Origin of the sequence: Gilliamella sp. CG35, assembly GCF_046635745.1 — a bacterium.
GTDB lineage: Bacteria > Pseudomonadota > Gammaproteobacteria > Enterobacterales > Orbaceae > Gilliamella > Gilliamella apicola_I.
Map to the genome: position 1 here is coordinate 1 of NZ_JBIDFH010000005.1, position 14,070 is coordinate 14,070.

The window sequence follows — 14,070 nt, forward strand, 5'->3', positions numbered from 1 at the left end:
CGTAAGTCACTCTCGACAGGCAGGTCACTTAGGGAACGAATCGCCGTTGCCAGCACATTTTTAACCGCAGGATTAAAGGAAAATGATGCTTTTTGATTGAGTATATCATCGGGCGATAAGGTTTTATCCGGGCTGGTAAAGTCAATGGTGTAATACCATGGCTGGTTGAGCTGTTCATCACCTTGTACGTGTAAAACAGAAACCGGCGAAATCAAATTATCAACCGTTAAGGTGTAGCGGTTGTGGCTTACCTCGCCCGTTAATTCATTCAGTAAACTTTCACCGACTTGATTGATAAGGGTGGTTATTTTGTTCGCCATGGGTTACTCCTTTGTATTTTCGACATTAAGTACGTGTCGTTTTTTTGGTATATCTTAATTGTGCTTTGCCATCAGGCATAAAGTAGGTGCCGTATTTAACAAGTCCACCTTCTTTGAAATAACAGACTAATTCATAACTGAGAACCATTGAGTCATTATTTTTTTCATCGATATTGATATTAATCGATTCAAGTCGTGGTTCATAAATAAGTAGTGTTTGTTCTATAGCTCTCATTAATACATAAGCTGATGACGGTAATGCTTGAAAGATAGTAGACATGTCCGGTAGCCCATAATCAGGCATATGGTTAATAGCCCCTGCCCGACTATTTAAGATACGTTCAATGTTATCCATTACACTTATAATCGTTTGTTCTTTTTCGTCTATATCATCCACCGGGATGCCAGATTCGAAATAGCCATATAAGATGTCATATAATGATGCGCTCATTTACTTTTCTTCCACAAGTTTAATGGTATATTGACTAGCAATAATTTCACGTGGTTCAGTTATATAAAGATCACCCCGCTCCAAGACTAATCGCCAAGTGTTATCTTTTAAATTCGGCTCTTTGAAAAGTGCTATAATTCCAACCGCATCGGCTTTTTTGTCAAATGGGATATCAATTGAAATAGCAGTGTCGGGTTTTAATACGACTTCTTTACTTTCAATCAGTGATTCTTGTAAGATTTCACTATCATTATCAACCAGTTCTTGATAGGTGGCTGTATTGAAATTATCGACATCTTTTAATTGATAAATGCGAATTACAACAGGTGATGATCGACTATCATCATCTACATTGAGTTCTGCTCTTGCTTTAAGATCTAAATGTAACGTTCTAACATTCCATTTAAAAACAGAATCTGTGATTTCAACTGCTGTTTCACTTACGCTTTGGGCAATACCACAACCCGCTAGCGAAATAATTAACAAGCTTGCAATTAATGTTTTGATTATTCTCATTTTTAGTCCTTTGTTTGATATGCTCGATAATCAACGCCTGAATAACTTCCCAAATTGACTTTGATTTCGTCTTGAATGGGTTGATTATTTTCGTCAGTTTTATTAAAAGATGCAGTTAATCCTAATCTGCTATTTTTTGATTTTAATTGACTTCTTGGTAGAAAAATTCGTTTAATACACAGCGTTATTTTAGCATCTACTCGATAGCCTAAATAAGTGCGTAATAATGCTAAGATGTCATGGAATAATTGTCCGTCAGGCAATAATTCAGCAATTTGATGTTCGTGTTGTGGCGTTATTGAAATATGAATACTTTGATTGCACTCTTTGAAGCGTGAACCCAATGTTCCACCACCATCTAACCCAATTCGATTAGGTTCCTTTCCACCTAATTTTGCAGGATTATCTATTGATTGCCAAACAGGATAAAATTCACTGACATCAACTTTGGCATCATCAACCATAACTCGAATAAGTCCAACAATCCCTTCTGCTGTTCGTGTTTTTTGTGACATTAGTCCAAGTAATGCAAAAAAACGTGATAATGGCGTGCCAATTTGTTCTCTTATGCCTTTGATACCTAACCCAATTAAGCCAAATAAACATTGAGATACGGGGTCTCGTCCTCCTTCTATGTAGCTTGCCGGATAGTGGTATTTTAACCAAATGCGATAAAATTGTGTGATGACTCTGTGATTGAACATGTCAAGAAAGTCAGTCATAACTTGATAGTTTTCATCACGACGGATAATGTTATCAATCAAACCTAGTGGTAATACGGCATCAACACCATATAGACCTAAAAATCGCGTTCTTACCGTTGTTGGACGGTTGATATAAGGTGCTTTCTCAATATATTTTAGTTCACTAGCCGGAAATGACATATCCACCGAAGGCGCAAATCGTAACGGATCAGCCGCAGGCGATTCATGTTTCCCTAATATCGGATCTACTGAATACATTTGCTCAAGTAACTGACAAAAACGATAAAAATTGATTCTTGGCAGTTCTTTTTCAAGCATTTGCATTAAAGGGCTGTTTTCGATGCTTTGCTCTGATTCCATACTATTTTGTTTCCTGTAGGTAAACTGATAATAACCAACTGCGTAAATAAATTGACATCGGCATATAAGGCAAAAAATTGATGTAATAATTCACCAAATAACATGACATCACCCTCACCCGAAAATTGAAAACTATTGATAGTGACCTCAATTTCTATACCCCGTTGTAACATGCCTTTAACGGTTCGCTTAATCATGCGATGAGTGACCTCAACTATGCCTTCAAGACGTCTTCTATTTAATTCGTTGTCCGTCCAGTCGTATAGCGCTAAAGTTCCTCGTAAGACTTCGGCATTCATTAACGATAAGTAATTTGGTGCAAGATGCGATAATATTCGCCAATAAAAACGATCTTCTGTCGGCGGATAACAAGGCATTGTCGGTGAACAAAGATTGCGTACTTTGGCAATACTACTATTTGAATCAAGAAGACTATGAATGCGTGCATTGCGTAGTGCTTTACGTGGTAGCATTCCATTGGTTCCTGTGACTCTTAATGATAAAGTTTCGGTTTCAAGGATTTCGTTTTTATCCCATATTTTTCCACCTAAGATTAGCCATGTGTCATGTAGCCCCGAAGGCCCTTTTCTCACACGTGTGTGATAATACCGTTCCGGTGCGTCGTGACGTAACATTCCACCACGGTGTTTAAAGCTGGTAAATGGTACATAACGATATCGTCCATCATTGGTGATCGCTTCTACATTTTCAACTGAATAAACTTCTATATGCCCGTCCTGTCTTAACAGTGGTCTTAGTAGGTATTCACTTTCTAGCTGATTAACAACAATGGGATCCGCTTCCATGTCAAACAGGTTGATAACAGGGACACAATGCAAACGAATGTTATCATGCCCAAATGGCATGTCGCTTGGCCATGTTTGATTGAGCGTTAATTCTATATCGATATAAGTACATGCTTCTGATATATTGCTTGTTTTTAAACCATGTAAGTCAACAAACATAAATTTTTCACGAAATGCAAAATATTCCAATAGTAGTTGATATCCTGAAAACGCATTATCTGGTTTGAGCCATAGGCGATCTTCTTCACTGAATCCTACTGGTGTAATTTTTCCATCAAGCGTAACTCGTGTTTCTGGATCATCTGAATAACGAACATGTATTTGTCCTACTTGCTGAGTCAATGCATGATGTAAAGTTGATGCAATTGGTGCATCAGCATTTAGGTATAGGCGTAAACATGATAAGTCTAACTGTTCTTTATCCGCCAATTCGCTAAAACCTATACGGATAGTTATCATGCTTCGTCCATCGTGATTAAGCCCTAAAGTCACTTGATTAACTTTTATTGGCTGTAATGTCACTTCTTGAGTTGTACGAAATGGGCATTTAGTGCCAACTTGTCCAAGTGGCTCGGTTTGTACTTGCAGGCCTTTAGGGATCACTTCTTGACGTGATAGCGTTGTATAATTTGGTGTTAATTCGACAATCGATAATGATGGAATTAAACGTAAATAATGTGGCCAAAGTAAGGTGACTAAGCTTTCTGTTAGTTCAGGTAAATCGTCATCAATTTTTTGGCGTAACCGTCCTGTTAAAAAGGCAAAACCTTCAAATAATCGTTCTACATATGGGTCACGGTCTCCGACACGATCTAAGTTTAAAAAACTTGCCCTATCAGGATGTATTTTAGCAAATTCTTTTCCGGCTTCTCGCAAATATCGCATTTCCGATTCGTAATAGCGTAAAATTAAATCATCCATTGTTAATCTCTTTCATTGTTGTGTTATTTTCACTTGGTTAATTGTTTTTATTACAAAATTTGTATTATTCATTATTTAGTTTTTTGATGCTGCCTTTTTACATCATGCTGAGTGCCCGTGCAGGATCAAGCTGCATTAATTCATGTTGTAACAGATCTATTTTCTCTGATAATTCAACTTTTATACCATCTTTTAATTGATTTTTTTGCTTTAATAGCTTTAATAAAAATCGTTTAACATCAAAGATTAGCTCTGGTTCCCAGTCAAGCAATGTCATTGATTGTTGTTGGTTATTTAAGCCAATCAATAATTTTAATGCAATTTCTTGTTTACCCAGTTGTTCAGCTACTCTTGCTTGCGTATATTGCAGTAAATATCGCTGTTTAGGTGAGCGTAATGTTGGCAAATTTTGTAACCATTGAAATGCTTTTTCCAACGTTTCAGACTGCGCTAATTCGTATGCTTGTTTTTCTATTTCGTTCCAATCGTTTTCACCAGAAATCGATATTGGCGCAATACTGTCACCTTCATCTAAATGATGAATTCTTGCATTGGTTGCAATCCAACTAAGTGTTTCATCATCGGCAAAAGGTGTGCCATTATCGAATGAAAGCCGTTCTATGCCATTCAATCTTTCTAACATCAAACCTATATCAGTTAGAAATATATCCGCCCAAGCTTGATGTGGTGCCCCCATTTTTTGTAGTGACATAATCGTTGCTCGCTGAAGGTCTAACCAAAAATGATTAGCACCTTCCATGAATGCAGCTTCTACACGCTCAAATAGTTCAGACCACTGCTGTTGAATTATCAATCGACTAATATTTTGTTTTAGTTCTGCTCTTGGCGCTGGTAAGCGAGTACGTCCTCGATGATCTGCTGGCGGTAAATCGACAATGGTATCCCAACGTAATATTCGTAAAAAGCGACCAGCAGCAAGATATCCTTCTGGCTTTTCGCGTAAAAAAGCCGCCATTTTACGAGCTTGATCCAGTAAATCTCGTTGAGAACCAATTTTGACATCTGTCATTTTTGGAAAAGATTCGGCCGTTGTTTCAGACGAAGCTAAAGATGATGACGATGTCGATTCTTCTGGTTGTGAACTTCTAACTTGTTGTTTTAAGTTATTACTAAAAAAATGTACGAGAGCTGATAAATCAGGTGCTTCAATAGCTTGATCAGGGTTTTCACTGACAAAAAGTGTTTTGATTGTGCTATCTAATTCATTTAATGCAACAATGATACGTGACAGGCATTCGTCAGAAATTGGTTGTAATTGGGTAAGTTGATCAATAAATTTTGCATTAGCCAACCATTCAATCGCATTTTTGCGGACATTATGCCGTGATGGATAAATATTTGTTCCGAATTTTTCAAGTAAGCCGGCTAATAATTCAACACCGTCCGCATATCCTTCTGCGCCGTCAAGATGTAATCGGGCTAGGCAATAATAAGTTGCCACTCGAATATCCTTACTGCTCTGTTTTAATATGTTTTCACTTTCAGTGACAATCAATTCATAATCAATACCTGATAGTTTGGCGATTTCTTCTTTTATTTCTTGAAAAGTATCGTGGTAAGTTAAATCTTCACCTGTAGGTTTTTCTGGACTAATTGGTTCTAGCCAATCCGCCCATTGTTGGGTTAAATTTTTTTTGACTGATTCAGTTGAATCTTGTGTTCCAAATAAACGATTTAACAATTGGCTAAACATAATAATTTTCCATCATTTTAATTAATTTTCAAATACTCTGGTTGGTAAGGTGAAATTACGCAATTTTAACAACGTTAGTGGCCCTTGCCCCAATTGTGTCCTTAATACATATCGTAATTTACCTTCGTCAGATACTTTCCAAACTAGTTCATAACGACTTGAATCAAGCGCTTTTACAGATGCTTTTTCAAGTAGTCTTATAAGTGCCCAATCACCATTGTAGTAATCAAATAGTTTTAACCCTGCCTCATCAGAACTCCAACTGAGTTGAGAAAAAGGTGAATAGCCATCCCCTGGCCAATTGAAGCGTTGCCATGTTGGGGCTTGATTGAAGTATTCTAGTTTTTGTTTATTGATGATTAATTCAGTACGAACAATTTTGTTACCACTACGTGGCATTAAATCGAACGATAAGGTTACATCACCTGATGTGATCAATTCGGATGATAAATCATTAAATAACTCTAATGCATCAAGAAATTTTGGTGAGAAGTTAAGACCTTGAGCATTCACGGTATTGACTATCCAACGTCCGCCTTTCTTTTCTAATACACCGTTTAGTTCATTTATAATAAAGTTATCAATAATTCCAGTATCACTTCGTAAAAAACGAGCAAGTTCAGCTAATGATGCTTCATTTTCACTATTTTTGAATGGATAACGACCCGCAAATGACTTTTCCCATTGATTGACAATGTAATTTTGCCAAATTTCATTAAAACTTTCTGTTGCAGGTGTTAATACTACCTGCCAAGACTGCTCAAGCGGTTGTTTAAATAAGCTATGACCAAAACCTGACCATTCATTACCTAAATTAGCTGCAATTAGATTTCCATAATCTCGAGTTTCGGTTAAGTCAACTGAAGTCCCTTTAAATACGCTTTTTGCAAGTCCTTGCATCATTGCTTTAGGATCGGCGCTATTGGTCACATTTTGTAATTTTAAGCGAACTTGTGTTACTCGAGATAAGTAAGTCTGTAATGAAAGACTATTACTGTTTTCATTTTTTATTAGATTTACAATTGGTGAAAAAGTAGCTGTTAAAGGCCCCGATGCTTCATTATTGGCTATAGGAATAATAGATTGGTTTCTTTTGCCCATAATTTGTTGAGCAGTACGAATTAAATTATCCGATATGCCATCACCTGAATAATCAACTTCAGATTGATATTTAACTACATTGATAAGTGCAATTAGTGGTGATTGGCGATTATCAGCGAGTAACGTTAACTGTTCAATGACATCAGAAACATTGTTAGCTGGCTGCCATTGGATGTTATTTAGAAAATAAGCCCATGATGCTCCATATTCACTAAAGTAGCGATCTTTCAACTGCTGTTTTAATACATTAGGTGATATTGAGGCAATTAAATTGCTTTGGCTCCCTTCCCCTAATACCCAGTCAATTTGTTCTTTGCGTGATTTAGCCGCATCATTTATCTCATCTTTAATGGTTTCTTCCCATGCTTTTCGGGTAAATATACCAGGTACTTCTACATCATTGATAAAAAGTATATTACTGTCAATACCATCAAGCAGTTGATTTAAATTTAGGTTATTGTATTGCTGACTTGCACGTTGAATTATGTCTTGATAAAGCGTATTAACAGCATTTTGAACACCAATTTTATTAATTAATATTTTTTGTACGCCATTTACTAAACGTTTATCTTCTTGTAATGCCCAGTTAGGATTATTTTTTAAGACTTGTCCCCAAAAACGGACAAGATCGGGCATTAGTCGTTGCCAATCTCCATCACTAATACCTTCCGGTGCTCGCCATTTATCTGAGGCAAACTGGCTTAAATATATACCATCGCTTTTATCGGGATGACTTAGCATTAAATAAGCTTTTAAAAAGTCATATGCAGAATCTACTAATTTCAAACGTTCAGGACTATCCGGTGGAAGTTCTGTTAATAGCGTTAAGTAGTCAGTCATTAACGTATGGAATGGTGTTGCAATATTGCGTGAGTTGGTAACTTTATAAGTAAGCCATAATTTACTGAGTAGCTGATCATTATGGTTTAATCCAAATCGATACGATAATGGTGCACCATGTTGTTTACGATGTAATAATTGCTCAATGCGTTGTTGCAATTCAAATTGTGTCTGTAATTTTGTCTTATAATTTTTATTTACCGAATCATCAGCTTGTTTTGCCAGTTCAATACTTCCGTTAATAAGAAATGCATTTTGAAGATAGGATGTGATTAATCCTACTCCCGTAACGAGTATTGCACCTAATATCGCGCAGTTAATAATTAGTCCCCATTGAATGCCCATTCGTCGACCTGACTGTAACTTTGCATCTTCACTGATCGATTCCCATGTTGGCGTCATAGTCAAATAGTTATTTAAGTACGGGATTTCATCATTGGATAAGACTTGATGTGGTGTAAAAAATAATCCACGTATTCGTGGCGAATAGGGAAGTGCTGTCAATGAACTTAAATAACGTTGAATATTAGTAATATTACCTTTTACTAAATCTTGACTTAATTTAAGTAAAAACGAATATGTCGTTTTTTCTTTAATTTGCTGTATACCACGTTTGCTACATTCTGAAGCTAGTTGATTAAGTGATAACACCACAGAATCCATTGATTCTTTATTTAATGTTGGAAATATCAGACCAACGCTTTGCTCGATTCGTCCTGCTTGTGACCATTCGGTTTCTTCCGTTGAGATAAGATAAAGCGGCGAAGACCACTTTAAAATTTTATCTCGAGATTTAAATTGTAATACTGCCTTTTCAATAATTGATTGTTGTTGACGGTTATTGACAAGATAATTTTTAGGCACCACCCAAATTACCGCATTTAATGGTTTTCGTGAAAATGGCAAAAACCGAGAAAGGTGTTTTTTTAAAGCTTGTAACCATGGGATATTAAGTTCATCTTCAATATCTCCACCATAAATCACTAATGTCTTATCATTCAATTGCCATTGTTCTTGAGGTAAGCGAGGAAAAACGCTTTCTATGTCATTTGATTTTCCAAGAACCAGACATTTACGAATTTTGTAGCGCCAAAATATACCTGTAATGTAACGACATTTTTTTTGTATATCGATAAATTCTGAAAATGGAATTACTTTTTTCGTTTTTTTATCTGTTTCAGCAGGATTAAGTGATTCTATTTTCGCTTTATCTTTTGCTGCTAGTCGTCGACTATTCGTTATTATGGAAGGCGTTAAAAGTAAGCCTAATAAAAATAGCATACAATATATCCAAATTTCTATTTTATGTCCTAATGTTTTGTAACCTAGGTCATCACCCCAAATAGATAGTCCTATAGCTATTGATATGGCCCCTAATAAAATAATGAAAATTAATCCAATTCGTTTCCATTTATTTCTCATTTAACACACCTTTCCTTTTTTATACATTTTTTATCACAGAAAATTGCCATTGGTGTTGGCTTTCTGAAACAATTAAATTATTGTTCTGAGTTATACTCATCATTTCACATGTAAGTGCTAATGCTAACCAATAAGTAAGTTCTGTTGACTTACCGACAAAACTTTCAAGTGAATATATATGTTCTGGTGAAATCTCATGTAGCGTTAATTCTTTAGCCACATCAGCTTTTTGTTTATTACTTATATTGGTTACCCAAAGTTGATTTATTGTTTTAAGTGCACTTTGCATTTCGACCATTTGATTCAGACCTTCTTCTAAATCATTAGCAATCATTGGTCTTAAGATTTCTATCTTTGCAAAATCCAATTTTAAATCTTCGTAATAGTCTTTATTAAGCAGTAAAAAACTGGCCAAAAAAGCAGACCCTTCTGATTTTTGATTATTAATTATAATTAGCTCTAAACCTGAATCTGGTGTATCAATATTTTCTACTATTTTTTTTATATTAGTGTTACGAAAAAGAATTTGCTGTTGTAAAGTAAATTTATTTTCTATGTTAGATGCTCGAATAGCTTGATTTATTTCGTTATCAATAGGTTGATAAGACTTGTCTGATGAATAAACTGTAATATGCAATGTTTCAGATTTAGGCAATAGAGCCAGTATTTTATTAAATTTGATGAATAGATCTTCAAGCTTGTGCTTCAATTCAAATGTTTCTTCAAATTCAAGCGATTTGTTGATCTGAGAATCTATATTGATCTCATCATCGAATATTTTTCTTGCATTGACATTACTAACTAAATAATAATAACTTTCAAGAACAACTAATGATTTCATTGCCCAATTTTGCCAATTATTATCAATAGTTTGTTGTTCATTTTGCCATATTTCATATTCTTCTTGTGCTAAACCATAAAGATATATTCGTACGCCAAATGCCGAACCTCCAATTATAGTTGGTATTAAAATTACGCCAGCCCAGTAAGTGAATTGAGTCGCAAAGCTTTTATCTGGCCATAAGGCTGCAAGTATTAACGCGGTAATTATAATTAATACAACAAAAAAAATTCCCCATTTTGCACGACTAAAACTTATAGGTTGTTTTACTATATTTGTAACATTTGGTTTAGGCCAAGACATAATATTATTCCATCTCCGATGTACTAATTGTCGAAATTACTTTACAGCCACAGGCACAAGCACATTGATCTACGACGACTTGTTTTCCATCCGAATAACTTCTTTCAACACCTTCAATAATAGGATTGACTCCGTGCCCTTTTTTTGGGCAACTTACCAAATCACCGACTAAAGCAACGGGTTTGCCTTCAACAATCATGGTGGATGAAGCAGTAATTACATTACCTCCATGAGTAGTCGGATCACCTAATCTCACTACATTTTTAGCCATCTTTCATTCCTTTATTATTCATTTATTGGTGTTTCATTTTTTATGCAACCATCGGATATTGTATAAAATTTGCAAATTAATTTTTTTCGATCACTTTATGTTCATTATCAGTATCGAGTTAATACCCTTAAGTTATAATTTATATGCAAATAACATTATTTTTGGGTTATTAACTAACACTATTATTACAATTTTATTTTTATAACTGTTTGCTATGAATCACTATTTATTTTTAATTATTACTTTAGCCAAAGTATTTTCTTTTATATTAGTCAGCTTTTAATCACCATAATTAATTTATTATTTGTTGGTATATAATTCTTATTTTGAAGTTTATTATTGGTGATATAGGTAATTGTTTAATATCATGTAAAATTAAAATATTCATAAATTTCAATTCATTAAAACAGAAATTAGTAAAAAGCATTCATACTTCAACCTAACATCAAAATCATGTGTGACATCATTCAGTATCGCTACAATTTTACTAAGATAATGTTAACCGAAAAGATTGATGAACACTTTCACTGTTTTATCATTTTGTAAAACGCTAACGATTTTATTCGTTAACGTTTTACTTACTTATTAGGCTTTTTTGGTAGCCTTCTCTTTCTTATCTTTAGTATTTTCTGCTTGTTTAGCTTTAGTTGTTTTAACCGTCTTAGCTTTAGCAGGCTTAGCTTCTGCCTGTTTGGTTTCAACTGATTTTGTTTTAGCAGATTTTGCTTTAGTTTGCTCACTTTCCCATTCAAGTACGATTCCTTCTGATTCGTCAAAATCAAGGATTAACGTTGGTACTTGATTGTTAGTTGTACTGCTTCGTTGTAGTAATAAATTTGATACCACAGGTAAAATTTGTTGATTTAAGATACTGTCAATGTTTCGTGCACCTGTATCTGGTAGTAAACACGCTGATACCAAAGTGTCGTAAAGTTTTTCGCCCACATTAAATACAATTTTGTAATGTTTTTGTAGTCGGCTGGCAACTTTATTGAGTTTCATTTCAACAATTTTGCGTAATGCGTCTTTACCAAGTGGTGTATAGATTACTGTTTGGAAACGTGCTAATAATGCCGGTTGGAAATGTTCACGAATGATCGGACGTAGAAGTTCTTGTTGTGTCGCAATATCGGCATCTGGCATTTCTTCGAAAAGCGCCATAAGCTCATCACTACCTAAATTAGATGTCATTAATATTAAGGTATTACGGAAATCGATTTCACGACCTTCACCGTCACGCATAAAGCCACGATCAAAGACTTGATAGAATAAGTTAAGTACATCACGATGTGCTTTTTCAACTTCGTCCAGTAACACAACACTGTATGGTCGTTTTCGAACGGCTTCGGTTAATACCCCACCTTGACCATAACCTACGTATCCCGGAGGTGATCCTTTAAGTTGTGATACGGTGTGCGCTTCTTGGTATTCTGACATGTTAATGGTTACCAGTGATTGTTCACCACCAAATAGGGTATCTGCTAATGCTAAAGCTGTTTCGGTTTTACCAACACCTGACGGACCAACTAATAAAAATACGCCCATTGGTGCATCTTCAGATGTCAGTCCAGTTTTTGCTGCACGAATACGTTTAGCTAATTCAAACAGGGCATTATCTTGTCCCACAACACGTTGACGTAAATCATCTTCAAGCGCAAGTAAGTGGCTTTGCTCATCTTTTAGTAAACTTTCTAATGGAACACCTGTCCAGTCTGATATAACGGATGAGACTGTGCGACTGTCAACATCAAGTGAAAGTAATGGGTTATGACCTTGTAGCTCATTTAATTCTTGCTGAGCATCGCTGAGTTTTTTAAGTAGCTTGCTATCTGATTTATTCGTCAGTTTTTGACGTAATTCTATCAATGTTTCAATTTGTTTTTTCTCTTTTTCAAATTGAGTTTGTTGAATAGTTAATTTGTCTTGTAGTTTGGCTAACTGGATGTCTATTTCTTTTAAGCGATCGCTCGTTAAATTTTCACCTAATGCCAGATCTGCGTTAATTGCATCTTGTTCAATTTTTAGTGAAGCAATTTTAGCTTCAAGCTGTGTAATTGATTCTGGTATCGTATCTAGCCCCATACGTACACGTGCTGACGCTGTATCAAGCAGGTCAACCGCTTTATCGGGCAGTTGACGTCCACTGATATAACGTCTTGATAGTGAAACGGCTGTTTTGACAGCTTCGTCTAGGATATGTACACCATGGTGTTTAGCATAACGTGATTTTAAGCCACGCAACATTAAACATGCTCGATCGTCATCAGGTTCGTCTACTTTGACCATTTGGAAACGACGCTCTAAAGCGGCATCTTTTTCAAAATATTGTTTGTATTCAGACCATGTTGTCGCTGCAATAGTGCGTAGTTCTCCACGTGCTAATGCAGGTTTTAGTAAGTTTGCCGCATCTGCGCCACCGGCTGAATTACCTGCGCCGATAATAGTATGAGCTTCGTCAATAAATAGCAATATTGGGGTTGGAGACTGTTGAACAGCATCAATCACATTTTTTAATCTTTGTTCAAATTCACCTTTTACGCCAGCTCCAGCTTGTAATAATCCAAGATCTAACGTTAGGATGCTAACATCCGCAAGATTTTTTGGTACGTTTCCTTCAGCAATTCGAAGTGCTAAACCTTCAACTAGCGCAGTTTTACCTACCCCTGGTTCACCGACAAGAATTGGGTTATTTTTACGACGACGGGATAGAATATCGACCATTTGTCTGATTTCACTGTCACGACCAAAAACGGGATCAATTTTACCTGATTTGGCTTTTTCAGTGACATTTTCGGTAAAACGTTCAAGCGCCGCTTGATGATGCTTTTGTTGAGCGATTTGTTTATCATTATTATTTGTAGCATCATTCGCATCGTTTTTTTGTGTTTTGTTTGCAGCGATTGTTGAGTTCGCTGTTGAATCAATACCAAAACTGTCTGTAGCGCTGATCGCTGTATCGGATTGATAGCTGTATTGGTTAGCTGGGTTTTCGTCCGAAGTTTCATCCAATTGTAATCGCATTTTTTGCAATGAAACCGGCGATAAACTAAGTAGTTGCCATGCATCTTGAGCTTTTAAGCAATGTGGCATTTCTTGCAATGCTTGCAATATATGAACTGAGCGAATAACTTCTTCATGATTTTCTAGCGACGCTTTTAACCATGCTGATTGCATTACAGCTATCAACGATGGCGATAAACTTGGTTTTGTGTTAATAGTATGCGGTAGTGCGTCTAGATAATTGAGTAATCCAGTCCAAATTTTATCCATATCGAGTTGATAATGTCTTGAAATTATCGTTATGTCACCTGAACCCTGTTCTAGTAATTTTAATAACCAATGTTCAAGTGTAATTTCGGTATGTGCTCGTGTTTGGCATAATCCAGCCGCAGCTTCAAGCGATTTCGCACAGTACGGATTTAGTCGTCTTAATAAAACAGAGGGATCAGCTATCATTACTATTTCTTTCCTTAATCATTAATAAAATAAATACAGCCCCT

The 14,070-nt window shown here is 35.7% G+C and carries 10 protein-coding genes; all 10 read right to left on the reverse strand.

Annotated elements, in window-relative coordinates:
* Positions 1–320, reverse strand: a 320-nt coding sequence (locus tag ACGH4F_RS03365; RefSeq protein ID WP_411589976.1) for a hypothetical protein, incomplete at its 3' end; no start/stop codon positions are given.
* A 25-nt stretch (positions 321–345) separates the two neighbouring features.
* Positions 346–771 (reverse strand): type VI secretion system baseplate subunit TssE, encoded by a 426-nt coding sequence (gene tssE, locus ACGH4F_RS03370; protein ID WP_267350477.1) that lies wholly within the window; start codon positions 769–771, stop codon positions 346–348.
* Positions 772–1,287, reverse strand: coding sequence for a type VI secretion system lipoprotein TssJ (tssJ, locus tag ACGH4F_RS03375; RefSeq protein WP_267360663.1), 516 nt, complete (start codon positions 1,285–1,287; stop codon positions 772–774). It lies immediately after the preceding gene.
* Positions 1,288–1,289: 2 nt separating this feature from the next.
* Positions 1,290–2,351: a type VI secretion system baseplate subunit TssG gene (gene tssG / locus ACGH4F_RS03380; protein WP_267350481.1), complete on the reverse strand. Its 1,062-nt coding sequence runs from the start codon at positions 2,349–2,351 to the stop codon at positions 1,290–1,292.
* The gene (tssF, locus tag ACGH4F_RS03385; protein WP_267350483.1) at positions 2,315–4,078 is read right to left on the reverse strand and encodes a type VI secretion system baseplate subunit TssF; all 1,764 of its coding nucleotides are present in this window, start codon (positions 4,076–4,078) and stop codon (positions 2,315–2,317) included. Before tssF ends, tssG begins: the two co-directional genes overlap by 37 nt.
* 97 nt (positions 4,079–4,175) lie before the next feature.
* The gene (gene tssA, locus ACGH4F_RS03390) at positions 4,176–5,792 is read right to left on the reverse strand and encodes a type VI secretion system protein TssA (protein ID WP_267350485.1); all 1,617 of its coding nucleotides are present in this window, start codon (positions 5,790–5,792) and stop codon (positions 4,176–4,178) included.
* A gap of 21 nt (positions 5,793–5,813) precedes the next feature.
* Entirely contained in the window at positions 5,814–9,155 is a 3,342-nt protein-coding gene (locus ACGH4F_RS03395) for an ImcF-related family protein (protein WP_411589979.1), read from the reverse strand.
* A 19-nt stretch (positions 9,156–9,174) separates the two neighbouring features.
* On the reverse strand, positions 9,175–10,299 hold the full coding sequence (locus ACGH4F_RS03400) for a hypothetical protein (RefSeq protein ID WP_267350488.1): 1,125 nt from the start codon (positions 10,297–10,299) through the stop codon (positions 9,175–9,177).
* A 4-nt stretch (positions 10,300–10,303) separates the two neighbouring features.
* Positions 10,304–10,570, reverse strand: a complete 267-nt coding sequence (locus ACGH4F_RS03405) for a PAAR domain-containing protein (RefSeq protein WP_267350490.1) — start codon at positions 10,568–10,570, stop codon at positions 10,304–10,306.
* A 585-nt stretch (positions 10,571–11,155) separates the two neighbouring features.
* A complete protein-coding gene (tssH, locus tag ACGH4F_RS03410; RefSeq protein ID WP_267350491.1) occupies positions 11,156–14,026 on the reverse strand; it encodes a type VI secretion system ATPase TssH in 2,871 nt (956 codons plus the stop codon).
* Between the last annotated feature and the right edge of the window lie 44 nt (positions 14,027–14,070).